This is a genomic window from Mucilaginibacter endophyticus, assembly GCF_003351025.1.
Lineage (GTDB): Bacteria > Bacteroidota > Bacteroidia > Sphingobacteriales > Sphingobacteriaceae > Mucilaginibacter > Mucilaginibacter endophyticus.
On sequence record NZ_QPCG01000004.1, the window covers coordinates 673,350 to 700,008 of the forward strand.

The 26,659-nt window shown below is 43.6% G+C and carries 22 protein-coding genes; 3 read left to right on the forward strand and 19 right to left on the reverse strand.

Translation table 11 applies throughout. The features are described from left to right. Window position 1: 1 nt before the first annotated feature. The 3 genes from gcvH to DUL71_RS19845 all read right to left on the reverse strand — a co-directional run bounded on the left by gcvH (window position 2) and on the right by DUL71_RS19845 (window position 2,549). Complete coding sequence (gcvH, locus tag DUL71_RS19835) at window positions 2–382, reverse strand: glycine cleavage system protein GcvH (protein WP_114939708.1); 381 nt, start codon at window positions 380–382, stop codon at window positions 2–4. A 126-nt stretch (window positions 383–508) separates the two neighbouring features. Next, entirely contained in the window at window positions 509–1,531 is a 1,023-nt protein-coding gene (locus DUL71_RS19840) for a tetratricopeptide repeat protein (protein ID WP_114939709.1), read from the reverse strand. Between the two features lie 43 nt (window positions 1,532–1,574). Next, window positions 1,575–2,549, reverse strand: coding sequence for a tetratricopeptide repeat protein (locus tag DUL71_RS19845; RefSeq protein ID WP_114939710.1), 975 nt, complete (start codon window positions 2,547–2,549; stop codon window positions 1,575–1,577). Window positions 2,550–2,659: 110 nt separating this feature from the next. Here DUL71_RS19845 and DUL71_RS19850 point away from each other — a divergent pair, with 110 nt between their 5' ends. Both DUL71_RS19850 and DUL71_RS19855 read left to right on the forward strand, forming a co-directional pair. Next, window positions 2,660–3,871: a serine hydrolase domain-containing protein gene (locus DUL71_RS19850; protein ID WP_114939711.1), complete on the forward strand. Its 1,212-nt coding sequence runs from the start codon at window positions 2,660–2,662 to the stop codon at window positions 3,869–3,871. A gap of 125 nt (window positions 3,872–3,996) precedes the next feature. Next, a complete protein-coding gene (locus tag DUL71_RS19855; protein ID WP_114939712.1) occupies window positions 3,997–4,311 on the forward strand; it encodes a YbaB/EbfC family nucleoid-associated protein in 315 nt (104 codons plus the stop codon). Between the two features lie 111 nt (window positions 4,312–4,422). On the opposite strand, the gene DUL71_RS19860 is transcribed toward DUL71_RS19855, so the two are convergent. The 15 genes from DUL71_RS19860 to DUL71_RS19930 form a co-directional block, all read right to left on the reverse strand. Further along, window positions 4,423–5,817 (reverse strand): hypothetical protein, encoded by a 1,395-nt coding sequence (locus tag DUL71_RS19860; protein ID WP_114939713.1) that lies wholly within the window; start codon window positions 5,815–5,817, stop codon window positions 4,423–4,425. A gap of 20 nt (window positions 5,818–5,837) precedes the next feature. After that, on the reverse strand, window positions 5,838–6,638 hold the full coding sequence (locus DUL71_RS19865) for a hypothetical protein (protein WP_154402441.1): 801 nt from the start codon (window positions 6,636–6,638) through the stop codon (window positions 5,838–5,840). A gap of 24 nt (window positions 6,639–6,662) precedes the next feature. Then, window positions 6,663–7,163, reverse strand: coding sequence for a heavy-metal-associated domain-containing protein (locus DUL71_RS19870; RefSeq protein ID WP_114939715.1), 501 nt, complete (start codon window positions 7,161–7,163; stop codon window positions 6,663–6,665). A 68-nt stretch (window positions 7,164–7,231) separates the two neighbouring features. Then, window positions 7,232–7,621 carry an HYC_CC_PP family protein gene (locus DUL71_RS19875; RefSeq protein ID WP_114939716.1) on the reverse strand — a complete coding sequence of 130 codons (390 nt, stop codon included), beginning with the start codon at window positions 7,619–7,621 and terminating at the stop codon, window positions 7,232–7,234. 170 nt (window positions 7,622–7,791) lie between these two features. Further along, on the reverse strand, window positions 7,792–8,469 hold the full coding sequence (locus DUL71_RS19880) for a YiaD family glycine zipper/OmpA-like lipoprotein (protein WP_112574675.1): 678 nt from the start codon (window positions 8,467–8,469) through the stop codon (window positions 7,792–7,794). A gap of 255 nt (window positions 8,470–8,724) precedes the next feature. After that, window positions 8,725–10,059 (reverse strand): HAMP domain-containing sensor histidine kinase, encoded by a 1,335-nt coding sequence (locus DUL71_RS19885; protein ID WP_114939717.1) that lies wholly within the window; start codon window positions 10,057–10,059, stop codon window positions 8,725–8,727. Between the two features lie 4 nt (window positions 10,060–10,063). After that, window positions 10,064–10,747 (reverse strand): response regulator transcription factor, encoded by a 684-nt coding sequence (locus DUL71_RS19890; protein ID WP_112574673.1) that lies wholly within the window; start codon window positions 10,745–10,747, stop codon window positions 10,064–10,066. 9 nt (window positions 10,748–10,756) lie between these two features. Further along, window positions 10,757–11,629, reverse strand: a complete 873-nt coding sequence (locus tag DUL71_RS19895; protein WP_149301885.1) for a hypothetical protein — start codon at window positions 11,627–11,629, stop codon at window positions 10,757–10,759. Window positions 11,630–11,654: 25 nt separating this feature from the next. Then, the gene (locus DUL71_RS19900; RefSeq protein WP_114939718.1) at window positions 11,655–11,993 is read right to left on the reverse strand and encodes a hypothetical protein; all 339 of its coding nucleotides are present in this window, start codon (window positions 11,991–11,993) and stop codon (window positions 11,655–11,657) included. A gap of 185 nt (window positions 11,994–12,178) precedes the next feature. Beyond that, entirely contained in the window at window positions 12,179–13,117 is a 939-nt protein-coding gene (locus DUL71_RS19905; protein ID WP_114939719.1) for an FAD:protein FMN transferase, read from the reverse strand. 356 nt (window positions 13,118–13,473) lie between these two features. Next, window positions 13,474–15,381, reverse strand: a complete 1,908-nt coding sequence (locus tag DUL71_RS19910) for a beta-N-acetylhexosaminidase (protein WP_114939720.1) — start codon at window positions 15,379–15,381, stop codon at window positions 13,474–13,476. Between the two features lie 277 nt (window positions 15,382–15,658). Next, complete coding sequence (locus DUL71_RS19915; protein WP_114939721.1) at window positions 15,659–16,786, reverse strand: acyltransferase family protein; 1,128 nt, start codon at window positions 16,784–16,786, stop codon at window positions 15,659–15,661. A 183-nt stretch (window positions 16,787–16,969) separates the two neighbouring features. Continuing rightward, on the reverse strand, window positions 16,970–18,754 hold the full coding sequence (locus DUL71_RS19920; RefSeq protein ID WP_114939722.1) for a RagB/SusD family nutrient uptake outer membrane protein: 1,785 nt from the start codon (window positions 18,752–18,754) through the stop codon (window positions 16,970–16,972). A gap of 23 nt (window positions 18,755–18,777) precedes the next feature. Then, complete coding sequence (locus DUL71_RS19925) at window positions 18,778–22,248, reverse strand: TonB-dependent receptor (RefSeq protein WP_161964473.1); 3,471 nt, start codon at window positions 22,246–22,248, stop codon at window positions 18,778–18,780. Window positions 22,249–22,468: 220 nt separating this feature from the next. Then, complete coding sequence (locus tag DUL71_RS19930; protein WP_114939724.1) at window positions 22,469–23,533, reverse strand: FecR family protein; 1,065 nt, start codon at window positions 23,531–23,533, stop codon at window positions 22,469–22,471. Window positions 23,534–23,773: 240 nt separating this feature from the next. Here DUL71_RS19930 and DUL71_RS19935 point away from each other — a divergent pair, with 240 nt between their 5' ends. Further along, window positions 23,774–24,334 (forward strand): RNA polymerase sigma-70 factor, encoded by a 561-nt coding sequence (locus DUL71_RS19935; RefSeq protein ID WP_114939725.1) that lies wholly within the window; start codon window positions 23,774–23,776, stop codon window positions 24,332–24,334. A 160-nt stretch (window positions 24,335–24,494) separates the two neighbouring features. Here the strand turns inward: DUL71_RS19935 and DUL71_RS19940 are convergent, their stop codons facing one another. Further along, entirely contained in the window at window positions 24,495–26,651 is a 2,157-nt protein-coding gene (locus tag DUL71_RS19940) for a c-type cytochrome domain-containing protein (protein WP_114939726.1), read from the reverse strand. Between the last annotated feature and the right edge of the window lie 8 nt (window positions 26,652–26,659).

Genomic DNA, 26,659 nt, shown 5'->3' on the forward strand with positions numbered 1-26,659 from the left:
TTTATGCGCCGATAACCGCCTGGTACTCGTCGGCAGATAAAAGAGCGTCAACATCAGCTGCATTAGCCACGGTAATTTTTACCATCCAGCCTTCGCCATATGGATCGCTGTTTACCAGGTCTGGCTGATTGTTTAGCGCCGGGTTAACTTCGGTTACAGTACCGGTAACGGGCATAAACAGGTCAGATACAGTTTTTACTGCTTCAACAGTGCCAAAAACTTCGTCTTTAGCAACTTCTTTACCTAATGAAGTAACATCAACATAAACAATGTCGCCCAGCTCGCCCTGAGCAAATTCGGTGATGCCTACGGTAGCTACATTGCCTTCAACCTTAATCCACTCGTGATCTTTGGTGTATTTTAATTCAGCTGGAAAATTCATGTCATTAAATTTTGTGTGCTCAAAAATAGTAAAACTTTGGTTTTCGCAATTATGGATATGTAAATTATGCAATCATCATTTTCTATATGTCATAGTGATGATTTATCGGAAATATATTTGTCCGTTTTAAAACTCGCGTTTAGTGTTGGCTACCCAGGTGTCCAGTGCGGTTAGTTGCTTTTCGTTCTCCTTAAACCATTTGGCATTTTCTTCCTGGTTAGCGGTTAATGATACCAGATGTGCAAACGCGTCCATGTTTTCGCTTTGACCAAGTTGTTTAAAATAATCGGCCATATAGCGAGTATAGAAATCATTTTTCTGATCGCCGTAAAAACTTGAAGAAACCTTAAATGCTTCAATAAGCTGAAATTTAAGCGAGTCGGTAACTGAGAGATTAGTTTTACCCGATGTTGCATTAACGATGGCCATGGGCAAAATCAGGTTACCGGTATTGAGATCATTTTTATCAATCGTCATATTGATACTTTTCTCGCCGGTTTTTTTAATGCCGTAATGTAAAATGGACTGGATGCTTTGGTAGGCCCCCGCCGATCTTTTAGTTTGGGGTTCGAGCATCAAAAAGCTGCACCAAGCCAACAGGGAGCAACCCCGCTTGCCTTCCATCGCAAGCGCCATCGCATACGCCCGCTGGCTGCTGGCATGTTTGGGCTGAAGTTTAATGGCATCTACAGCGGCATCTTCACTTTCCTTGTATTTTTTTACCCTGTAATAGGTTATGGCTAAATTATAATGGAGGCGCTGATAATCCGGATCTATCGAAATACCTTTTTGAAACAACTCAATGGCTTTTTCGGGTTGATTGTCGTCGTCATAAATGCTGCCCAACATATCGTATGCGCCGCCACTTTTAGGATCCAGCTTCATTAACTTTTCAAGGTAAGGAATAGCCTCCTTTCCCTTGCCACTGCTAAACAGCGTATATGACATTTCGTGATAGGCGGTGGGATAATTAGGATCCAGCTTTAGCGCGGCCTGGTACTTTTCAATAGCCTCGGCATATTTACCCTCATCGTGAAGGGCAACACCCTGCTTTACAAGATTAACGGCTTCCTGGTTGGTTTGCGCTTTAACTTTAAATGACAGGGTTACCGCTATAAATAGCAAAAGGATTTTGTGATAGGTTTTCATACCGAAATTTACGAAACCTGTTTTGCAAAAAACAAGAACCGACCTAAAATTTTCTTTCGGCAGATGCCATCCATTCGTCCAATGCTTTACGCTGATCGGTATTGTTTTGCAACCAGTTAGCAGCGCCCGCTTTATCGGCACTCAGACTAATCAGTTTAACAGCGGTTGAAAAGTTGGGCGACTGAGATAGTTTATAAAAGAAGGCCGCGTAGTAGTTCCAAAAGAAGGATTGCATGCCCGGTTTTTCTCCGAGTTTGCCAACAGCGGTAAAGATATTTTTCAATTGGGTTTCCAATTGACCGCCCGGTGCAACCGCGGCGCTTAAGGTTTTATTGAGGAGCAACGTTTCGGCATCTGCTTTTCCTGCTTTCAGGTCGCCGCCTTTTAGTAAACTTTGTAGGTTGGTATAGGCTTCATCTGCGCGCGAGCCTTCCGGGTCAAGAAGCAGGAAGCTGCACAAGCCCATTAATGCCGGTACCCTTTTGTTTTGGTGGAAAGTTACCAACCCGTAAAGGCGCTGGCTATTGGCATGTTTGGGATCGAGCTTAATGGCTTCAATGGCTGCCTGTTCGGCATCGGCATATTTTTGCGCACGGAAATAGGCTATCCCCAAGTTAAAGTATAAGGGCTGATAATCAGGTTTTAACTTAATTCCTTTCTGGTACGCCTCAATGGCTTGCTGCGGCTGATGCGAGGCATCATAAATGCTGCCCATGAGCTCATAAGCGGGGCCGGTTAGGTCGCCGCCGGCTTTTATAACTTTATTTAAGTATGGGATACCTTCTGTCCCTTTTCCGGCAGCATTGAGTGTGTAGGCCATCTGGTAATTGGCCTGGGCATTTTCAGGATCGGTGGCCAGGGCCTGGTTATATTTTGTCATAGCCCCGGTATAATCCTTTTCGCTGTTAAGTTTTATACCTTCTTTTATAATGCTGTTTATGTCAGTATTTTGAGCCTGCGTTAATCCGGCGGCAAGCATAAAAGCGATAATAAGCAATCCTTTTTTCAACCAAATCATACTTAAACATACTAATTGGTGCTAACTAACAGAAAATTTTAAAACTTTAATTAATACCTGCTGTATAATTTCTAATTTTCGCATTCGTTTAGTGTGAGATAAATTGCTTTATGAGATTAGTGTACAAAAGCCTGGTAGTGTTTACTGCCCCCCTGTTACTGTTATCCTGTTCATCAAAAAATAAAAATAAAGACCAAGCGCAATCGCAGGTTACGGCCAAGCCGCTCGATACCGCGGCGCTACTGGCTTATAATCCCAAAAATGCCGATAAAAAGATAGATGCCGTAATGCAGGAACTGCACCGTACCCGTGGTTTTAACGGCAATGTGCTGGTGGCAAAAAAAGGTAAAATAGTGTATGAAAAAGCCATAGGCTGGGCCGACTACCTGCATCGCGACAGCCTGAAGATAGGCTCACAGTTTGAGCTGGCTTCAGTTACTAAAACCATGACTTCAACAGCTATTTTGATGCTGATGGAGCGCGGCAAACTCAAACTTGACGACGACGTTAAAAAGTTTTTCCCTGATTTTCCTTACGATGGCGTAACCATTCGCCTGCTGCTCACACACCGGTCGGGAATGATGAATTACGTATATTTTATCGATGACATATACCGAAAAAATCATTTGAACCAACGCAAAGGACTTACCAATGCTGAGGCCATGAAAATGATTGCCGATTATAAGCCAACACGTTTCAACGAGCCTAATAAGCGCTTCCTGTATAACAACTCCAACTTTATGGTACTGGGCTCTATCATTGAAAAAGTGAGCGGAATGAGCTATGCGCAATTTATGCAGGAAAATGTATTTAAACCGGCCAGCATGGCGCATACCCATGTTTACTCAAAAGCGGTATATGATAAAATTCCGGTTGATGTTGTTGGTCACGATCGCGGCCAGTGGCGCTACTCGGTAGTACAAAACTTTTTGGATGGCCCTGTAGGTGATAAAGGTATTTACAGCACGGTTGGCGATTTATTCCTGTTTGATCGTGCCCTGCGTGCAGGCTTGCTATTAAAGCCTGCAACACTTGATTCGGCATATGTGCCACGCAACCCAATGGTACATGGGCATTTTAGCTACGGCTATGGTTGGCGTACATTTACCGCCCCTGGCCAGGAAGTAATTTATCATACCGGTTGGTGGCACGGGTTCAGGCATATTTACCTGCGCGATATGAAGAATGATATCACCGTTGTGCTGCTTACCAACCTGGCCAATGGCAGTTTGCTTAAACTCGACGATCTGTTTAATACAGTTGGCATGCCTGTTGTACGTAAAAGTGCATATAACGGTAATGGTGATACCAGTGATGATTAATTTTTTGTGGTGAATAGTTGATTAAGTGAATGGTTAAGGGCAGAGAGCTATATCGATTCATTTTTTGACACTTCCAACTACTCACCTAATTAACTCAATCAACCACTCACTTAATAAATAAAATCATGTTTGATAAATTAATGGAAGCCCAGCAAAAGGCTGGCGAAATGAAAAAACGCCTTGATGCCATCGGTGTATCAGGCGCGGCCGAGGGCGGTAAAATAGTTGTTAATGCTAACGCCAATAAGGTGATCCAGTCAGTACAGATAGACCCGGATTTTTTAGCTGATGCTGATAAGGAAGAGTTGGAAGAGTTACTTGTTGTTGCTATTAACAAAGCCATTGAACAAGCAGAAAACATTAGCCAAAGCGAAATGGCTGCCATGACCCAAAGTATGTTTGGTGGCCTGGGCGGGCTTGGCAATATGTTTGGTAAATAAGAATAATATGTACGCCTGCTTCAAAAAGGCATTAGTGATAATCGAAATCTTATACGTCATCTCAATTAGCTGAGATGACGTATAAGATTCTGCCTGATTTACACCGGCCGATTACATTCTCATCAGCGCCGGGCTTATCCTTAAATAAACTTCAAACCCGACCGGAGCGCTGCCATAAAGAGGCTTCAATGCCGATGGTGAAACATTGAGTGTAGCCTGTATCCCACCGGTTACATTGGTGTTTTTAAAGCTGCTTAAAATATGGTTAACCCCCAATGTTAAGGCATTGATATTAAAGTTTGGGTTAAGCGGATAGGTATCATGCATATCCAGCTCTTCGGCATCTTTCTGCACAAATTCATATCTGCCGTAAATAGCTGTTTTGTTGAGCTGGAAAGTATTCTCCAGCAAAACGGATGGCTGTGTTTTTTTGTTGTCCGAATAATGATTTTGCCCGTAAACCACTGTGGTTGCCACGTAGCTGTTTTTACCCAGCATTTTGGTATGGATGGCCGATGCTGTAAACCTGTTCACGTTTTGGCTGGGCTCGGCTTCTTCGGGGCTATGGATCCATCCGTCGGACACCTGTAATGCCCACTCTTTGGATGGGTTATAGGACAACCGGGCCGAATATGAATCAAACCGCGCTTTATCAAAATCATAACGGTGCTCGTCCGGCTCACGGCCGGTAAATATCGAGCCTTCCAGTTTTACATTTTTTATGCGGAAGGCTAATGTTGCTACCCCGAAGGTGATGTGCGTTGCATCCTGGTAATGGTGACCAAGCGGTGCGTCGGGATCATTTATGGCCGAAAGGCGGTGCATAAACACCGGCGGACCTAAAGCAGGCTCGCCCGGGTATCCGAAGGAAAGGGAGATATCAGCATCCTTCGCCACCCGCTGGGTATAAGCTACGCTCAGTTCTGCAAAAAGGTCGTGCGGGTGTTGTTTATCAACCAGTTTGCGCCCTTTGTACGATTCGCCGGTTTGGTACAGCAGCGGATAGCCGCCATTACCTACCAAAAAAGGGTCGAACGAGAACATGGTGTTGATAGAGAACAGGCCATTGTTGCCAACTTTGCGCTGAGTCATAAACATGAGCCAATTAGGCACATCAATCCTGTTGCTGCCTCCGCGTTTACCGGAGTTAAACAGGTCCTGATTATTATACCGGGCGAAAAAACTACCGTGTACCATACTCATCCATTTTTTACCATGGATCATATAGGCGTACATCGGTGTTTCGTCCGGTACCCATGAGGTTCCTGAGCCATCGCGGTTCATGGGGAGATCACGCGAGAACTGGCTGGTCATCGTCATATGATGATGCATAGGGGTATCCATTTTCATGCCGCTCATGTCCATGCCATCCATAACCATGGGTTTGGTGCTGTTCATGCGTAGGTTTTTCTTTGTGGTATCGCTCATTTGCATATCATGGTGATGCTGAGCGGATACACCGAAAGCAGCCAAAAATATGGCGATGAACAATATATATTTTTTCATAATAATAGTAGTTGTAGGGGTTACAGATTAAAAAAGTTGTACTCCAGTCTGATGAGGTACATGTTTTTGGTGTTTCGCTGCATATCATTGTAGATAGGCGTCCGGTACGAGAAATCCACGCGGCAGGCACTGTTGAAGATCAGCTGCAGGGCCGGGGCAACATCCAGATAACTTTCGCCATGCCCCGGATTGGTTTTACCCAGCAACTCACAATACACATTAAGGTTTACCTGTTTGTAATCCCGGTAATTGCGCGGCAGCAGCAAATAACCTCCCGACAATGTATAGGCCACGGCATTGCGCACCCTATCCACCGGTAGTTCATAGTTCCCGCTATTGTTAAAAGCGCGCAAATAGCTTGCCGATCCGGAAAGCGCCAGTTTATGCAGCAGTTGTGTGAAAACCACCCCACCCTGCGCGCCGCTGTTGTCGCCTTCTAAAGTAATTTCCCGGTTAACTATAGGGTTATTGATGCTTGACAGTTTGGCAAAAAAAGCACCTCTGAAATGGCGTTGAACGGTATCAATAGATAAAAACCGGTACTTGGCATACACGCTGCCGCCTTCAAAATGTTGATTGTTACTGTAGTAATCAGACATATAAACCGAGCCATGAACCATAAGGTGGCGGCTAACACCGTACATGGCCTCAATGGTGCTCCGGCTTTTATAGGTTGGCGAAAAATATCCCTGGTTTTCGACACGAATGCCTAATGAACTGGTTGCCATATTGCTGGCAGGCTCGGTATTTACATACAGCTCCTGTGCAAACAACGGGCAAGCCATTGCCATAAGGCAAATAGCCAATATTATCCTCTTCATAAAAAATGATGTTAAATGAAGGGCTTATATAGCTAAATGATAAACGCGACCACTTGCCGGAGCAGTGTCGGTAACCTGGCCAAGATATTTTTTGGATACTGATTTTGGAGCGAAGCCATTATCAACCACAGTAAAGTTTACATCGCCGGTAAATGATTTATCGGCAGCGTTAAGCAGGCGGTAGGTATCGCCTCCATAGTTGAAAGTGTTTTCGGCAACCTTGGTGTTAGCGAAGTTAAAAGTGGCTTTTAAACTGTTAACCGAAAAGCCGGAACCCTGAACCTTTTTGCTGATCTGCTCGAAATTTACAGGCACATCATTTTTAAAGGTAATGAGGTAAGTATTGCGGATCAGGTCGGTTTTGATATCACCAACAAAAGGCAATGCCCGTAACGCTTTCTCGGTTGATTTGGCGCAAAGGGCGCAGGTAAGGCCGCTAACCTGTAGTTCGGCTTTGGTGAATTGTGCTTTAGCTGCGGTTATAGAAAGCGAAAATATAAGGATGAATATTTTTAAAGATTTCATGTTGATCGTGTAATTAATTGTTAGATAATAAACTGAAGATAAGGTTTATCGGGTTAACAATTAACAGATCAAATACGGAAGATACAGTTGCGGATAAATGAAGCAATGCCCTTCACTGGAGGATCTGGCGGGCCGCGGTCATAAAATTTGTCTGAAGAAGAAGCAGGCAATGCCGGAAACAAGCTATCAAACGACCAGCTTGGCAATTCAAACCCAAACATTTTCGCCAAAAATGAAGTGCTTTCACCCTGGTGGGCATCTTTCACTTTTACTTCAACCTGCTTGTCTTTACAGCATTTCATTTTGCCGCCCTGCTTGTCCATTTTACAATTAACAGCCGGGGCATCAATTTTTACCGATGCTACATAATCGCCGCAGATATGGAAATTAAGAGCAAAGCCCAACACTGTAACTGTGTACAGCATAGTGAGTAATATTGCTCCTGATCTTTTTACCATATCGCAAAAATAAGTGATTAACTTGTTGATTACAAAATGTTTTTATCAGTTTGGGTAACAGATAGTTTAACAAATGTGCAAATAGTGATTTTTGCATATACAAAAAAGCCCCGGCCTTGCGCCGGGGACTTCCTCATTAAACTATTAACTGATCTTATTATCTTCTTTAATTATTGAGCCTGCTTAGCCTGCTCCTTCATTTTATCATTAGCTGTAATGGTTATTTCAACCCTGCGGTTTTTTGTACGGCCATCCGCAGTAGTATTATCAGCAATTGGCTCGCTTGAGCCCTTTCCGGTAACTGTCATGCGTGATAAAGCCACATTTCCCGCAGCTAAATATGATTTTACAGCATCGGCCCTTTTTACCGAAAGCGTTTGGTTGAAACTATCGGGGCCGGTATTATCGGTATGTCCGATGATGCTAATATTAGTTTCCGGATTTTTTTGCAATGAAGCTGCAAGGTTTTGCAGGTTTGTTTGCGCATCAGGTTTCAAATCTGATTTATTGGTATCAAACAAAATACCCGAATCAAATTTCACCAAAATACCTTCGCCTTCCCGGGTTACCGTTGCGCCAGGTACCGTTTGTTTAATTTCGGCAGCCTGCCTGTCCATATTACGGCCAATAAAAGCGCCCGCGGTACCACCAACAGCACCACCAATGATAGCGCCCAAAGCAGTATTACCTGCGGCTTTACCAATAAATGCACCTACTGTACCTCCGGCACCTGCGCCAATGGCAGCTCCTTTTTGTGTTTTTGTAAGTGAATTACATCCTGAGCCTAATATGCCTGCTGTTGCTAATGCTATGCCAAGGGTGGCTACTTTTAATTTAAGCGTTCTCATTGTACTTGTATAATTATGTATACTGTGCATTTTACAAAGCAGATGCCAAAAAAGGGCGATGGCAGTTTTAATAAGCACATTCTTTAAAAGAATGTACCTTCTCAATCAGAGCAACATTTTTTTAATGATTAGTAAAGTTAATTTCAACGGAGTAAAGAATGCTGAATTGAGGATTTTTTAGCTACTGCCCGATTTTTAGTACAAAGCGGTAGTAAAATTTTTGATACAGTACAATTTGGCAGCTTATTTCACACCTCAGCTTACCACTATCAGTGTAGCCGGGAATATCAATTTAAAGGTGCTGCCCTTATCTTTTTCAGACGTTACATCAATTTCGATATCATGAAAAGCTGCGATTGATTTTACAATGGGCAGTCCCAGTCCAAAACTATCCTGCTGCAGCGATTGCCTGAATTTTTTGAAGCGGTTAAAGATCAGTGGGATCGCGTCTTCATCAATGCCTATCCCGGTATCGGTTATGCTGATCATGTATTTATGATTCACTACTACGCCGGTTACCCTGATACTGCCACCCTCATTATTATATTTAATGGCGTTGTTAATAAGATTGAAGAACAGGTTAAAGAGTAAAAACTTATTGATATTGACAAAATGCCAGTTTTCGGGCATCGACATTTCGTACTCTATATTTTTATCCTGCAAACGGATCGAAATTTCGTCATAAACCTCCTGCAATAGTTCGGATACCGAAACCCTGTCTTCCTTCAAAAACTGTTCGTTTTCTATCTGGGAAATGAGCAATAATGTTTTGGTGATGCTTTTTAGCCGGTTCAGGATTTTTTGCATTTCCAGCAACCTGACCTTAAGCTCATCATTAATATCCTCCTCCTCAAACATATTCTCAATTTTTGACTGGAGGATCGAGATCGGCGTCATGAGCTCATGAGAAGCGTTGGAGATAAATTCGCGCTCTTTATGAAACTTATCGGCAATGGTTTCAATCATGTTGTGGATACTGATATCCAGGTGCTGAAAATCTGACGTAGTGGTGCGAACCTGCCGGTAGGTATGAAAGTTAGGGAACTTTTGACCTACAAGCTTGGTTTTGATAATAAGCCTTAACGGTTTAAGTACATAGGTTGAATATACCTGGTCGGCCAGTACGGTAAGCAGGATCATCCCCAGCAACACCTGGAAGGCGATATTTTGCAGGGGCACACTTGTTTCGTCCAGGGTATCCACGCTTTTGCCTATCTCCAGAAGGTAATTTTTGTTTTTAACTTTAAAGGTGTGGCTTAGTATGCGATACTCTAAGGTATCACCCTCACTAAAAAGGCGCTTGCCCCTTTTTATGGTATCCAGGAAATAGTCCGGATCAACTTCATCCAAACTGATGTACTCGTCCTTAAGCGGCAGGTAACTGCCATAGGCTTCTCCATTTTCGATATAGGTTTCAATGCCTTTGCTTTTTACAATTTGCAGCAGCTTGTTTTTTTGTTTGATGAGTTTGCTGTCAACGTAATTGCGACTGATGTTTTTGATCAATACAGGAACAAGCAATACAAACAGTATCACGATAACCAGCTTGGAGATGGCGTTAAAAAGGGTAAGTTTTGTTCCTAATTTCAAATACTCAGGCGTTGATCTTTATTTTATAGCCCAAACCTCGTACCGTTTCCAGCCAATCGGGCGGGGCGTAAGCATTTAATTTTTTGCGGATGTTTTTTATATGCGCGTCGATGTAATTGCTGTCGTAGTCGTTATTCACCACGCTGCCCCAGATATGTTCGCTAAGCTGCATACGGGTAAGCGTACGGTTTTTATGTAAAATGAGATAGGCTATCAGGTCGAACTCCTTTTTGGTGATGGTATTAACAACGCTGTTGTAGTAAGATATAGTACGTGCAGTAAGGTCAATCAGGAAACCACCCAGCTCAACAATGTTGTTTTTTACCCCGAATTTACGCCTGATGATGGCCTGCATGCGGCTTTGTAGTTCAAGCAGCGAGAAGGGCTTAGGCAGATAATCGTCGGCACCAAGGTCAAGGCCTTTAATGCGGTCGTTGATTTCGGCACGGGCAGTTAATATGATACAGGCGGCTTCCGAGTTGGTTTTTTTTGATTCGCGGAGCAGGTCAAGACCATCATAATCGGGCAAGCCGAGGTCGATCAATATAAAATCATACAGGTTGGTAGCGATCTTTTCGGATGCCGAAGTGCCATCAAAACAAACCTCGCAGATGTAGTTATAATTTGAAAGAAAGATCTTCAGTTCGTGGGCAAGTGCTTCTTCGTCTTCTATTACTAAAACATTCATGAATTATGGCTAATAAAAAACGTAATAAAAAGTTAAGTTATAAAACGATTCCCGGCGATTGAGCAATACCCCTTCTACGTTAACGGGGATAGAGTATTTATATGAAAATTCAAACGTGTAATGTGGCCGGTTATAAGCCACCGGGATTTTGAAGCTATAATTAAGCATATTGAACCGGCGGTTACGACTGGCGTAACGCGGATCATACTCGATAGATATATTGGCCGCTTCGTCCCTGAAATGATGATCGAGCGAATAACGCTGAACAAAGTTTTGTGTACCCAGGATAAAATTGAACGATGGATTAAATGACAGGAAATCCTGGTCGTCAAAAATGCTCCAGCTGCTTTCCCAGTATTTGGAGTTACTAACCGTCAGGAAAATATCGTTTGATTTACCGAAAAGGTAATCAACTACCGCGCTCGTTTTCAGGTATTTCCAATCGTATGAGTTTTTGAAATTGATGTCGTTTGATGAGGCCGATTTAATAACCTGCGCGGCATCCCGGGCAAAAAAGAACCGGGTATAACTTGCCGATCCTGAAAACGCCTTTGAAAATTTATAAAAATAGCCGCCGCCCACATCAACTTCATCAACAGGGGCATAGCCCAAAACCTTGAAAGCCGAACTATATAAAAATATGCCCGATTTAGTATTATAGATCAAATCTGCTGTCACAAAAGGGTACTTCACAGGCCCGGTCCGGCCAAAAAACAGCACATCGCTGCCATAACTTACCCCGGCCGAAACAGAGCGTTTGCGGATAATGGTATCTGAGTCGGCTACTAAAGAATGCTTACCGGCAAAAAGGTGCAAATCAGCATCCGCGGCAAATACGGAACTGCTTGCAGCTATAAATAAAAGTAAGCAAAGGTATTTCATCAATATATTTAACTGTTTAACCTGTTTAATTACCATTCCTTCTCGGTATTTCGGGCGGTCGCTCCATGCCTTCGGGCCGGCGCTGCCTTTTTGGTTTGGGTTTAGGCGGTACTGCGTCGTCATCAACGGTTGCCGGCTTAACCTGCCGCTTTGCTTTGGCTATCTCTTTGATTTTTTTCTTTTCTTCCTCTTGTTGCTTTTTTGTTTTGGTTGTATCGGTCTTTAATAGGGTATACGACAACGTTACCAGCTTTTTGTTACCGGTATAGGCATGCACATCAATGTTTTTTGTAAGAGCATTGGCAGATGATATACGTGTTGCAAATATCAAAAACAGGACAATATACGCAAACCACTTTATCATTGAGGAGAGGAAAAGGTAAAAATAAGGCTCAAATAACGGTCAAATTAAATGTTTACACCAAAATGAGAAAGGTACAATAATAACAATTCAATTGCAGGGGCACTTGTAAAAATGCCGATGCAATTGAATAATACGGTTCACAAATTATGATGAAAGGTTTATGAATTAACTTTAATTGCTGAAAATTAAAGAACTATATCTTTTGACGGATAAACCCTGTTTTGATCATCAATAATAACACAGGCAACCTGGTTAAGCTGATTGATCATGTACAGGCCCGCGTTAACACCAATGGAGAGTATTGGAGTTGCCAAAGCGTCAGCAAATTCGGCAGTAGGGCTTAAAATGCTTACGCTGGTAATGCCGCTAACCGGAAAACCTTTTTTGGGGTTAAATACGCTGGTGAATTTTTTTGTGCTGATGCTTGCATATTTTTCGGCATTAACCGAGGTGGCAAAAGCAAGATTGCTGATCTCCAGATCGGCAAATGGCTGGTTTTGTTGAGTGCTATCAGCATCGGCAACAGTCCATGGCTGCAGGTTGGGCTGTAAGCCCCATGCAAGCAGGTCGCCGCCAAAGTTAATTACGCCGCTGCTTACGCCATTCATTTGCAATACATATTTGGCCCTGTCGGCGGCGTATCCTTTACCGTTGGCGCCAAAACCTATACGCATTCCTTTTTCTTTCAGAAATACGGTTTGATTTACAGCATCAAGCGCTATGTTTTTGTAGCTGGCAAGGGCCAGTGTACGTTTAGCTGTTTTTACCGAAGCTGATTCTGCAGCGTCGTCGTTAACCGAGTTATCAGCCAGGTAGGTGATATCAAAAGCGCCGTAAGTAAGTTCTGATATTTGTAATGCCCGGTCAATAAGCCTGAAGGTTTCGCCGTCGGCTTTAACCGGGGCAATACCTGCATTACGGTTTATCTGGTTGATGCTGCTGTCATCGCTAAAAGCCGAAAGCAGTTTTTCAACCCTGTTAATCTCATCAATGGCAATGTCTATTTGCTCATCGGCCAGTAATGGGTTGTTACCCACCACACTAATCTCAAATTTATCGCCCATTAAACGTACTTCACGCTTGTAGACTGTTAAATTATCGGTTAAAGTTTTTATAGCCAGCATAAAATTAGTTTTAAGTATCTAAAAATGAACACACAATGTATTGTAATTACCTTACGCAGAGTAAATCAATTACGCTACATCACTCCTTTACAAAAACTAAAGTAGCGGCGCTTTATGAAATTGAGATGAAAAAGCCTTTTTGATTAACGTAATTGACTGATTTTTACATTTTTTAACACTTTGATGATAAAAAAGATAGAAGTGCACAGCAGCTTCGGCGGGAGGGTGGTGACTCGTAATTATAAAACTGCGGAGGGAATATCTTTGAGGCTACTGAAGTATCTCCTCTGAATTACAAGAAAATAAAAAGCCCTCCGAAATTTAATCCGGAGGGCTTTTGTTAACTAATAATTATCTTATTTCTTGATCCTGCTTTTAAGCTCGGCCAGCGGCATGGTAACCATACGGCCTACCGGCTTTTTACCGCGATAGGTGATCACTCTTAACGTAGTAGCATCTTTAGGGGCATCTATTGGCGCTGTATACTTAGGGTAAAACCTGTCGGGGAACGAGTTATCAAAGCTGTAATAGGTGTCCAGTCCGTTTACTTCATTAGTCAGGGTGATTTTTAGGGTGCTGTCCGCGTTTAACGTAGCATCAAATGCCGGATCGTATACACTTGGCGCTATCTTAGTCTCGGCTTCGTCAAAGCGGGGGAAGTGTTTCTCTACCCTACTGAAAAATCCGTCCCAGTTTTTAGTGCCTTTTGGCGACCATACATCCTCAGCAATGGCCATACCGCGTGGCCAGGTCATATATTCGGCCTGGCGAATGTTATATACCTGTTCTGTCCACAGGTTAGCCTGGCCCCCTTTGATCAGGCGCGCATCAACGCTGTCAGGAACCGGCTCCCATGAATAAGTTTTGTTTAAACGGAGGGAAGCATAAATTTTAGTTTCATTCACACGGTCGCTCTGCATGTAATCAAGATAAGCGAATGTTGTAGGGCTCATGACAACCTCGTGACCAGCTTTGGCCGCGGTAATACCACCCTGGATACCGCGCCAGCTCATTACCGCCGCGTTAGGCCCCAAGCCGCCTTCAATGATCTCATCCCAACCCATAAATTTTTTGCCTTTTGATTCAACAATTTTTTCCAATCGTTTTTCGAAATAAGCCTGTACTTCGCTCATGGTTTTCAGGTTTTCTTTAGCCATTAGCCCCTTTATGGCATCGCTTTGCTCCCAGAAATTCTTAGCGCACTCATCGCCGCCTAAATGGATATAGCCAAATGGGAAAAGTTGAGCAACTTCGGTAATTACTTTATCCATGAAGGTATAAACAGCTTCGTTGGCCGGGCAAAGGGTATTATCAACAATAGCGCGGTTATGCGGCCCGCTCCAGTCCATGAAAGGCTCGCCAGAGTTTACAACATATTTATCGGCTCCCGGTGTGCATGAAAGCTCGGGATAAGCTACCACGGCGGCAAGGCTATGACCCGGCACATCAATCTCGGGCAGGATGTTTACAAACCTGTCTTTGGCGTATTGTACCAGTTCTTTGATATCTTCCTGGGTATAAAAACCACCGTAAGTGCGTGGCTCATCAGCGGTTGGTGGCGTAAACGTACCAAACTGACCTACCTTTTTAACATTGTGCGATCCTACTTCGGTTAACCTCGGCAAGCTTTTGATTTCCACACGCCAGCCTTCATCATCGGTTAAGTGTAAATGCAGCAGGTTAAATTTGTATTTAACCATAGCGTCGATATATTGCTTAACCTCGGCTTTGGTAAAAAAGTGGCGTGATACGTCAAACATTAAACCTCTCCATCCAAATCTTGGGTAATCGGTAATTTCAACCGCAGGAGCTGTCCATTTTATGCCTTTGGCTACTTCCTGTCCTTCAACTTCTTTAGGCAGCAACTGGAAAAATGTTTGTACACCATAAAATAAGCCAGCAGCATCATTAGCACGGATCACTACTTTTTTAGGGGTTACGGATAGTTTATAACCTTCAGTTTTGATCACTGTATCGGCGATTTTATTCAAAACCAGTCTGATAGTGGCTGTAGGCGCGGTACTTTTTACAGTAATAAGTGAACCTGTAGCAGTAGATAATTTGCGTTTAAGATAGGCGGTAACATTTGCCACCTCGGCAGATGAGCCGGCTTCAACAACTACGGTTTTGGGCAATACAAACTCGCCGGTTGTTTGAGTAACTTTTACCGGCTGCGGGATAAGCGCGAGGGCCGGTTTGGTTGTTTGGGCTACAGAGAGCAGGTGCGCCATACAGCCGCAAAGCAATAAGGATAATTTCTTCATAAAGAATTGTTATTTAATTGGATGTACGCAAATTAAACTTTTTAAATAATATTAAGAAGTAATTTCTAAACCATGATTTTTATGATTTAAAGATGAGCAGGATATTGTCTGAACCTGAATTTTAAGGGATTGTTGGAATTTTTTGAATTTGTAGGGCATTTGGGTAATTACTTAATTCTTTAAAATTCGGGTTCAGACAAAAACACCAGCATGCGGCCGTGAGGACACGGCCGCCGGAGGATAAAAAAATCCGAAATCGAATATTCGAAATTCCGAATTACACCCTGATATAAATATTCCGCTTGTCAAGTATATAAGCAACCAGCCAACAGATTAGCATAAAGCTGATGGCAAACAGCAATGAGCCTATTGGCCCGGGCGCTATGGCCTGGTAAAAAGCCGTGTTTATCCAGTCTACGGCATTTGTGCCGCCTATAATGATTATGCTTACCGGGATCAGTAATATTTCCGAAAGCACATAAATAGGCAGCGGGTTTTTACCCATGGTGGTAAAAAATTTAGCCCAGTTACCTTTGTTCCAATTATTGATTTCCAGCGTGTAAATCAGCGCCGACAGGATCACAAGATCAAGACCGGTTGTAACCAGCACGAATGAACTTGTCCATAGTTTTTTATTGATTGGGAAAACCATGTTCCAGCATAAGGCCAAAAAGATAAACAAACAACCGGTTAAAAGTAGTTTGGTTGTGGTATCATAGCCCTTTCCTTTTTGCTGGATAAATTTACCCGCATAATAACCAACCACTACGTTAACAATAGCGGGCAAAGTGCTTAACACACCTTCCGGATCGAACGGAATGCCTTCGCCATGATACAAATGATTAGTGCCGAATAAAAATTTGTCGAGATAAATGCCTGCGTTGCCGGTCATACTTAGCGGATCGGCCGGGTTGCCGTATACGAGCAGGATGATCCAATAGATCACCAAAAACAATCCCGATAAAATAAAAACCGTTTGTTTAGATAGGAAATGGATCATGAGCGAGGCAAAGCAATAGCACAACGCGATGCGTTGTAAAACGCCCATGATGCGTGTATGTGCAATAGGTTTTAAATGAAAGCCTCCGTTTGTTGAAAAGAAAGGGAACCAATACATCAGGTAACCTATTAAAAAAATGAGCAGCGTACGCCTGAAGATCTTGCTTAGCACTGCCGCGTTACCCATTTCCTGGTAACGTTTCATTGAAAAACTCATGGCATTGCCTACAGCAAACAGGAATGAAGGGAATACAAGATCGGTTGGGGTGAAGCCGTGCCATGCGGCATGTTCAAGCGGCGAAAAAGGGGCTGCCCCACTGCCGGGCGTATTTACAATGATCATGAAGCATAAAGTCATGCCACGAAACACATCCAGCGATAAAAACCGCGATGATGATTTGTCCATAAATGGGTTTAAAAAAGTTTATAATCAGCTTTCCAGAAGCAGGGGTGTTAAGGCAAGATAATAAACTTACCGGGAATTGTGCAATCCCGGTAAGTTGTAAGTTTGTAATCAATTTTACGCATTAGCTCGTTGCAAAACTGAACGCCGGTTTAATAGCTTTTGGCTTTGCGCGTTTTGCTTTTATTAATGGTAACCCGGGTTTTGTTTCAATACCGGCGCCCCGCCTTTTACACTCAGGTCAATTTCCTTTTGTGGTATAGGATAATATTCGTTTTTACCTTTCAGGAACTTACCGCCTTTAACATCATTGGTGATGGTGCTTTGAAAGCTGATGTAAGCGTTAAGCTCGGTATCGGCAATGCCCCAGCGTACCAGGTCAAAAAAGCGGTGGCCTTCCATTGCCAGCTCAATTTTACGCTCAAAATATATAGCCTTTAACGCGAAATCCTTGCTTGCGAAAGCGCCTCCCGGATATGGGCTTACTTTATAGTTAGCAGCCGGCTCATCAGTAAAGCCGCCCGTTGGGTCTTCATCATCTGCATATTTGTGTACAAAGCCTTCCGGATTTGCGGCACGGTTACGTACCATGTTTACATAACTTTCTGCTTTGTCCAGACTACCAACCTGCACCTCAACTTCGGCAGCCATCAGCAGTACATCGGCATAACGGATGAGGTTATAGTTGATGCCCGAGCCGGGGGCCCATGAAGTATTATCACCATTGGTTTCCTGCTCGGCCTGGCCATAAACGTTTTTAAGCGGCGAATACGGGCCGCCGTAATCCTGGTCGCGGATCCAATCGGAGCCAGGGTGTAATCCCCAGTCAAGATATGGGATACCACGGCGACCGGCAGTCCAGTCTAAACGCGGATCGATAGTACCATCATCTGGCGTAAAGTCTTTTGATGAAGCAATATTCATATCGGTTTTGATGGCATGGCTGTTGTAATCATCAAGGTAAGGCAAGCCGGTTGTTGGATTAGTACGGAAGTGGTTTGCCAAATCAACAGATGGCTGATAGAAACCACAGCAGCTGAACGGACTGCTGTTGCCATAAGGGAAGTTCAGCATATCGCCGTTATTAGCTTGTGATGGTCCGTTAGGATCGGCATTGGCAGCAGCCTGCACCGCAAATACAGATTCAGCGCTGTTGTTGGTAGCCGTACGGAAGTTATCATTAAACTTAGCGTTAAGGGCATATTTTTGCCCTTTGGCAGTTACCCCCTGAGCTATCACCGCGTCAAAAATAGGTTTGGCATCGGTGTACTTGTGCTCAAAAAGATATGTTTTGGCCAAGTAAGCACCTGCTGCCCATTTGTTGGCACGGCCAGCGTCTGGCTGTGTAGTTGGCAGATTGGCGTAGGCAAATTTAAAATCATCCTCAATCTTGGCCCAGATATCAACGCCCGAATTTGGCTGGTTGATATCGGTAGTGGTTTCATCAAGGTAAGGCACATTGTTGAACATTTTTTTCAGGTCGAAATAATAATGCGCCCTTAAAAAACGGGTTTGTGCAAGCAGGTTAGCTTTATTGGCATCAGATATTTTAGGAACGCTCATGATTGATTTGATGGTGTTATTGCAGCGCGAAACACCTTCATAATCAGCACGCCATTTACTATCAAAAAAGCCGTTGCTGCCATCCGAGTTATATTTCATGATAGGCTCAATTGGTGTTTGGTCACCGGCCACGCTGCCTTTAGATGCATCGCCACCGGCTACGCCACCATAAATCCAGTTATCCGGTGCTGCTTCCCATGCGCCGCCTCCGCCAACAGCGGCATCACCGCCTTGTTGTCCGTCAAGAACAGCGTACGCACCTACCAGCAGTTCATTGGCGCCAGCTTCTGTTTGTAAAAACTGTGGTTCAAGCGCACCTGTAAGCGGCTTTTCTAAATATGATTTTTTACATGCGCTAAGTGCTAAGGCCCCCAGCAGTATCGTTGTGATATGTTTTAATGCTTTCATCGTAATCCTTCTTGAATAATCTGTTATAATGAAAAGTTAACACCGAATAAAAATGTACGCGGGCTGCCATAACTGCCTTCGTCAATACCAAAAGTACTGGTAGTGCCGCCAAGCTCAGGGTCAACACCTTTGTAACCGGTAATGGTAAACAAGTTGGTTGCCGAAGCATAGATCCTCAGTTTTTGTACACCTATTTTCTTAAGGCTGTTCAGGTTAAATGAGTAGCCAATCTGCGCATTACGCATACGTACGTAAGTGCCATTTTCAACAAAATAAGAGTTTGGTGTTGAGCCGCTGCTGGTAGAGGCGTCAAGCTCCTGGATAGGCGCTTTAGCATTATGGTTGGTTGGTGTCCATGAGTCATACAGCGCGGTGTGGCTCTTAGCGGTTTCAAACGATGAGTAAAAATCTGTCCAGTATTTTACGCTGTTCCAGATCTTGTTTCCAAACGAACCATAAAGGAACACACTTGCATCAAAGTTTTTGTAGTTAACACTCAGGTTTAAGCCTGCGGTAACCTTAGGGTTGGGGTTACCGATAAAAGTACGGTCGGCATCAGTGATGAGCCCGTCGCCATTGACATCTTTGTATTTAAAACGGCCAACCTTTACGTCATTCTGGTAAACGTCATCGGGGTTGCCGGTAATTTTTTGCGCCGATGCATTGGCTGCATCTATTTCGGCTTGTGAATTCCAGAAGCCATCTATCTGGTAACCATAAAACTCGCCTAATGAATGGCCAACCTGGTTACGGCTGATAAAGTTGTCAAACCTGCCTAAGTGGCTGCCATAAAAATAATCGGCACCGGTTGATACGGTTTTAATTTTGTTGCTGTAAGTGGTGAATGTACCGGTAGTAGTAAAGCTAAGGTCGCTGCTGGCTTTAAAGTTACCTGTTACCGATATGTCCAAACCATCGGTTTTCATTTTGCCCACGTTTATGAACGGTACCGCTCCGTTACCCGCTGTTCCCAACTGAGGCGCGTTAAATAACAAGTCGCGGATATCTTTACGGTAGTAGTCGGCGGTGATAGAAAGCTTTCCGGCAAACAAGGTAGCATCAAAACCAAAGTTGGTATTGATATCTTTTTCCCATTTTGCATTAGGGTTAGCTATCTGCGCCTGGAAGAAGCCTGGAACTATATCTGGTCCGCCGTTTATTGGATAATAAGACTGGCCAATAGCTGTGTTAAATGTAGTGAAGGCATTTTCCGGGTTGATATTGATTTGGTTACCCATAATACCCCAGCCGCCCCTGATCTTCAAATCGGTGATCCATTGGGTGTTTTTCAGGAAGCTTTCCTGCGAGATACGCCAGCCTGCACTAAGCGCCGGGAAATAACCGTATTTGTTGCTCTCTGAAAACTCTGATGCGCCATCCCGGCGGATTGTTGCATTGAACAAGTACTTATCATCATAAGCGTAATCAAGGCGAGCAAACTCAGAGAAAAGCGAATGAGAGCTTTTGTTGCTGTAATTGCTGCCCGGTGTACCTGTTGAAAGGTTCACGTAGTTGGGATCAAACGAGAAATAGTTTTTACTGTTTGCGCCAAGGCTTGAGTTGTAGTAAGAAACAGCTTCGGTACCTACCAACGCTTTGAGACTATGTTTGCCAAATTCGCGCTGGTAAGTCAGCGTATTTGTCCACAGGTAATTGTAGTTGCTGTATGAATCTTCGCTGTAGCTGTTAGTTAACGAGTTTTCAACGTTTTCGTAGGTTGGGTACGAGAAATAATGATCGTGCCCGTTAGCAATATCGCCACCAAAACTGGTGCGTAAAGTAAGGCCCTTGATGATATCTGCTTCGGCAAAAACATTTCCCAGGATCCTGTAGTCGATAGCACCGTTAACAGCGCTGCGGTTTTGTATAGCAACCGGGTTATTGGCGTCACCCAGACCAGAACCGTAACTGCCTGCATAATTCCCTTTAATATCATAAACCGGAATAATAGGCTGTTCGCGGATAGCCATGGTGATAACACCATCCGGGTCGTTAGCGCCTACCTTTGGATTTTTGGTGATAGTATAAGCCAGGTTTTCGCCAACGCGAATGTGTTTAGTTAAGTTGAAGGTTGTATTTGAACGCAGGCTATAACGTTTTTGGTAGGTATCTATCAAAGTACCCTGCTGGTTAAAATAATTTAAAGAGAATAAATAACTGGCCTGATCTGTACTACCACTTATAGAAAGGTTATGACTTGTTATAGGCGCATTTTTGAAAATAGCATGATACCAGTCAGTACCGGCTTTATTGGCTTTGGTGATGCGGTAAAAGCTGTTATAGTCATTAGGCGATGTGTAATTTGGGTTCACATAATACAATTTCGGGTCAACAGCCGGATCGCCTTCTTTCGCTCCCGCAGGTGTAATGTAATCAGGCAGCGTATAAGTTGAACCGGTTCCGTCAGGATTGTACTGATCATCCTGAAAATCGGTGATGCCAGAGTTCTTTTGAGCGGTCATTTTCAGGGTGGCCATATCTTTCGGACTTAAAATATCCCAAACATTGCCGCCTTTAGGCTTTTGCGTGCCGTAGTAAGCATCATATTGGATATTTACTTTGCCCTTGCCTTTTTTGGTGGTGATAATGATTACCCCATTAGCTGCCCTTGAACCATAAATTGAAGCGGAGCTGGCATCTTTCAACACCTGGAACGATTCGACATCATTAGGGTTAACGGTGCTCACGTCGGTTGTTTCCACACCATCAACAATATATAGTGGTGTGTTAATGCCGAAGGTGTTGAAACCACGAATGTGGATCTGCGGCTCTTCGCCGGGCTGGCCCGAGCCTGTTACGGTAACACCCGATGCCTGGCCCTGTAACTGGTTAATAACCGATGATGAGGCCTGTTTATTAAGGTCTTTAACGTTAACTACAGCAACGGCGCCGGTAAGGTCCTTCTTTTTCTGAGTGGTATAACCAACTACAACTACCTCGTTCAGTGCTTTCGACTCTTCAAGCAGGGTTATGTTGATAGTTGCTTGTCCGTTTACCGGTACAGCTTGCGTAGTGAAGCCCAGGAAACCAAACTCAAGCGTACCTTTTCCGTCGGGCATGGTAAGGGTATATTTACCATTTACATCGGTAACGGTACCCAGGTTACTGCCCCTGAGCTTTACGCTTACGCCCGGTAAGGGTTGTCCGTTAATGTCTTTAACCACACCTGTTACGGTCAATGTCACAATCGGTTTGTCGTCGGCCGGTTTTATGATAATGATATCATCAACCACCTGGAAAGTTAAAGGCTGTTTTTGCAGCACCTTCTGCATTACGGTTTCAATAGGCGCATCCTGCACGTCCACATTTATTTTCTTGTCAACGTCAACCTGGTCAAGCCTGTAAAAAACAGTGTATTTACTGCTTTTTTCAATCTGCTTAAACATTTGCTTAACAGAAATATTGTTTACACTAAAGTTGTAAACGTTTTGTGAATAAGCGGCAGCGTGTATTTGCATAATGCCCGTTAAGAGCAGAACGGTTACCAGCTTCATAATTTTGATCGTTTTTTGCCACGGGCCGGCGGCCAGAGCGGACTTTCTGTAAAAATTAATCATAAATTTGTTTGTTAATCAGTTAATACGATGCTTCCCCAAGCGTAGGGTATTAGCTTTGATTGCTTTAGGCCCGGGCGTGTTGGTAGCACATCCGGGTTTTTTATGTAAAAGAGAATGTTAGTTTTTGATCATAGTTTGCTTTTTTGTTTTAGTTAGATTAATCATTATTGTTGTTTCGTGTAATGTTTACTGTATTGCCGTTTACCGAATAATTGATGGCGGTATTAGCTTTTATAATGGCCAGCACCTTTTCAATACTCGGGATGTTTTTAAAGCTGCCCGAATACCGGATGCCGCTTAATTCAGCATCGGTCATGTTTATGGTTACATTGTACCTTCGCTCAAGCACTTTAGCTATGTCGCTGAGGGTAGTGCCGTCAAATACCAGCAGGTTTTCTTTCCAGCCGTCGTAACGGTCAAGCTTTGCCGAATCAATTTCCGATACCTGGATCTCGTTCAGGTTTTTGGTATCAGGTGCGGTATAGCTATAGCTTTCTTTTTTAGGGTGATAATAGATCCTGAGCACCTGCCGTGGCTTCACATAAATACGGCTCATTTCGTGCGCGTTGTTATCAACATTGCCCTCAACAGATACCTCCCCCTTTACTACCGTAGTTTCAAAGAACGGATCGGTGGCGTAAGCCTTAAGGTTAAACTTGGTACCGATGTCCCGTATGGTATAGTTTTTTGTGTTGACGATAAACGGAATATCCTTTTTGCCCGGCGCGATATCAAAAAAGGCCTCTCCTTCCAGGTAAACGGTGCGGGTTGTTTTGCCAAAATCGGCAGTGTAGTTAAGCTTGCTGCCCGCGTTAAGCCAAACCTGTGTGCCATCGCTCAAAACAATTTTTTTAATGGCGCCGGGATTAGCGGCTATTTGCCTTACACTCTCCACATTTTTTGAATACCTGTTATATAAGGTAGCGGTTACCGCAGTTAGCAACGCAATTGCCGCCGCCGCTTTACCCCAGGTTATCAGCCTTGCATAACGTGATGGCAGCTTCGGCTCTATATCGGCCGAAAGCTTATTAAAGGCATTATCTTTATTTACAACCGCGGGTTGCAGGTAAAGCATGTTGTGCCAGGTTTCGTACAGTTGTGCAAAATACTGTTCGTTTTCGGGGTGCGCACTTATCCATTGTTTAACCTGCTCAAGCTCCTGTACAGTTGCTTCGCCGGTTATATATTTTACCAACAGTAGTTTTACTTCTTCGTTATCCATTTGTAATATTATCGTTAAGACAATCGAAAAAACGGATACCCTCAAAGCCGCATCAAATATTTTCAATTTTATTCGGCAAGCGGCTTAAATGCACCCCTCATATTACGCGTAACCGTTTTTTTACAGAATGTTTAGGGTTAGCTTTTTATTATTTCCATATTAAATTTGATACGGAGCGAAAATTTTTGTAACTTGTTAAAGTTTTTTAAAAAGTATTCGGATTAATTAAAGGCAGGATTAATGATCCAGGAAAACAAACTACCTATAACCTCATTTACTCAGGGTGACGCGAAAGCGTTTGAAACCCTGTTCAGGCTATACTATACCCGGTTAACTTTGTTCTCTAACCGCTTTGTAAACGATTTAACCGTTGCCGAAGAAATTACCGCCGATGTGTTTACCCACCTGTGGGAGCGCGGACATGAGGTTGCCTTTTGCGCATCGGTAAGTTCCTATCTTTTTAAAATGGTGCAAAACCGTAGCCTTAATTACCTCAAGCGTCAGAAAATAGAAAACCTTTACGTTAACTACCTCGAAAAAAATAACCTGTTTGATGAGTTGCGTAATACGCTCGAAAACGGGCTTGAAGAAAAGGAACTCGCCTTACAAATAGAAGCCGCCATAGCCACCCTGCCCGAAAAATGCCGCGAGATTTTTGTGCTGAGCCGTTTCAGCGATATGAAGTACAGGGAAATTGCCGCGCAGTTAAATATCTCCCCCAAAACCGTTGAACGCCAGATGGGCATCGCCCTTGAAAAACTGCGCCAGGTGCTGAAGCATGTGACATACATGTTTTTTTGAGCGAAAATAAAAAATGTCATTGCGAGGAGGAACGACGAAGCAATAGCATGCTATACAGAGCGGCTATGCTTCCGTGCGATTGCTTCGTGCCTCGCAATGACATAAAGAAGAAATCTACTGCTAAACTTCAACCAATGAAAGGGAAACAGTCTGTCCCGTATCAATTCAAAAACACCTCATCTAAAAACACCCAGCCCGGTTTTCCCTTAGCCGGATGCCAGTCAGGTACACTTTTAAGCGGCTGCGCAACCAGTTTTATGCAGGATACCTGTTGAGTTGACTTTAGCTTACACTCCAGCGGGATCAACGCAAACGGATCAGTTTTGGCAGGCGTCCCGATTTTAAGCGTGCTGAGCAATTTTAAGTGATTTTGATCTGCCCCAGCCCAAACCTCAACTGCTGCAGGTAAAAAGATTTGAGAACCTATATTGCGCATTACATTCAGACTAAGTGAACGAAGATCGATAGGTTTATTGAACCACATCATAACGGCCAGATCTTTTTGCGAAGCGATCCATTTGCCGTTGCCAAAATTACCGCCGCCTAATTCTTTATCAATAATTGTTTTAGCGCCATCTCCTTTATATTTATTGTCCGGATATTGGATAAAGCTAATGCTATCAGGTGTGTAAGCACATTTGTAAACATTAAACTGTACCGTATCGCTACCTAACCAGCCGGCTTTAAATGCCCTGGCCCTGATCACCGTGCTTTGGGTAAATACAACGCCCGGTTTAAAGGAGATTGCTTTGATACTATCGGGCGCAGAGCCATCAGTAGTATAACGGATATCGGCCCCTTTTATAGGGTTACTCAATTGTAAAGCATAACTCTGTTTAAATATAACCGAAGCGTTTTTTAACTGCGGACTGGTAAGCTTCATTACTTTACCATCATCCTTAAAACCCGTTAGTAAGCTGAGCTTAGGATTTTGTTTTTGAAGTGATTGCAGATCGGCAGGGTTCAAACCGCTATCCCAAACAGCAAGCTCATTAAGGCTTTTTATGGCGATGAGTTGTTTTACATCGGCTGTAGTAAGTTTTACGCCAGCCAACGAAACACTTTTAAGGTATTTTAAACCGGATAGTTCTTTTAAGCCCTTCCCGGTAACATCGCTGAAATTAAGGTTGAGTCGGCGCAGATTTTCAAACTTGGCAATGGTTTTCAGGTCGGCATCTTTTACCGGCATCTTATTCAGGTCAAGTGAAACTACCTGTTTTTTAACCGGGCTTAATTCGTCAAGCACTTTAACATTGTAGGTGCTTTTATTGTAGATGTTGACAGCCAGCGCCGGCGACTCATTGGCCAACGGATATACCGCGCGGTAATTATTATTGAGCTTTTGGATGTCTTTTTCACTGGCAGCCGAGATATCATATTCTTCATCTGTACTTTCGGCGGGTTTTAAGCGGGTAGCGGCTATCATCCTTAATGAATCGGCAGCCGGCAGGTCAATCACTTTTTTGCTGAAACTGGCTTTGCTTTTTATCCATAGGTAAAGCAACATCTTTTCATCATCGGTAAGCTGCGTTTTACCGGTTGGTGGCATGTGTTTCTTTTCGGTCTCGGGCAGGTGTACACGTTGCAGCAAGAGGCTCATGGCCGGGTCGCCGGCTATAAATAGCTTGCCATTTTTACCGCCCTTCATAATAGCCGCCGAATCGGTAAGCATTAAGCCGCCTTTCATTTTATCGGGATTATGGCAGCTCTGGCATTTTACCTCAAATATAGGTCGGATAACATCGTTGTATACCAGTGCCTGATCAATAGGCACGGTATTTTTGCTGTTATCCATCACCGGCCCTAAAACAAAATCCTGACCGTGGGTAAGGTTACCGCCCAGGTGCCCGGCAACAATCAGGCAAAAAACAGTTATTACCACCCCGGCTTTAGCCAGCCTCACTGTATATTTTGAGGTATGGCGGATAAGGTAAACCCCATAGCCGGAAAAAGCCACACTTACGCCAAACCATTTATGCCATTGCAGGGTATCACCCTCATAACCCGGCTCCCTCGAGAGGAACAGGCCCATGATCACGGTTATTGACGATAACAGCGCACCTAAAAGCAACAGGTAGCTTGTAAAAGTTTGATACAGTTTTTCATTAATAAACTCTTCCCGGTAACGGAAAAATTCCATCACCATAGCCAGCATCAGTATCACTATCGGGAAATGCAGGATAAGCGGGTGCATGCGGCCAACCGGTTGAAGCCAGCGCGGCACAACCAGGCTGTCGCCTGCTATGAGTAGTACTATAACGAAAATATTGAGGGCAAACAATGCCCCCTCTGCAATACCTTTATGGCTGCTTTTCATATACGCCG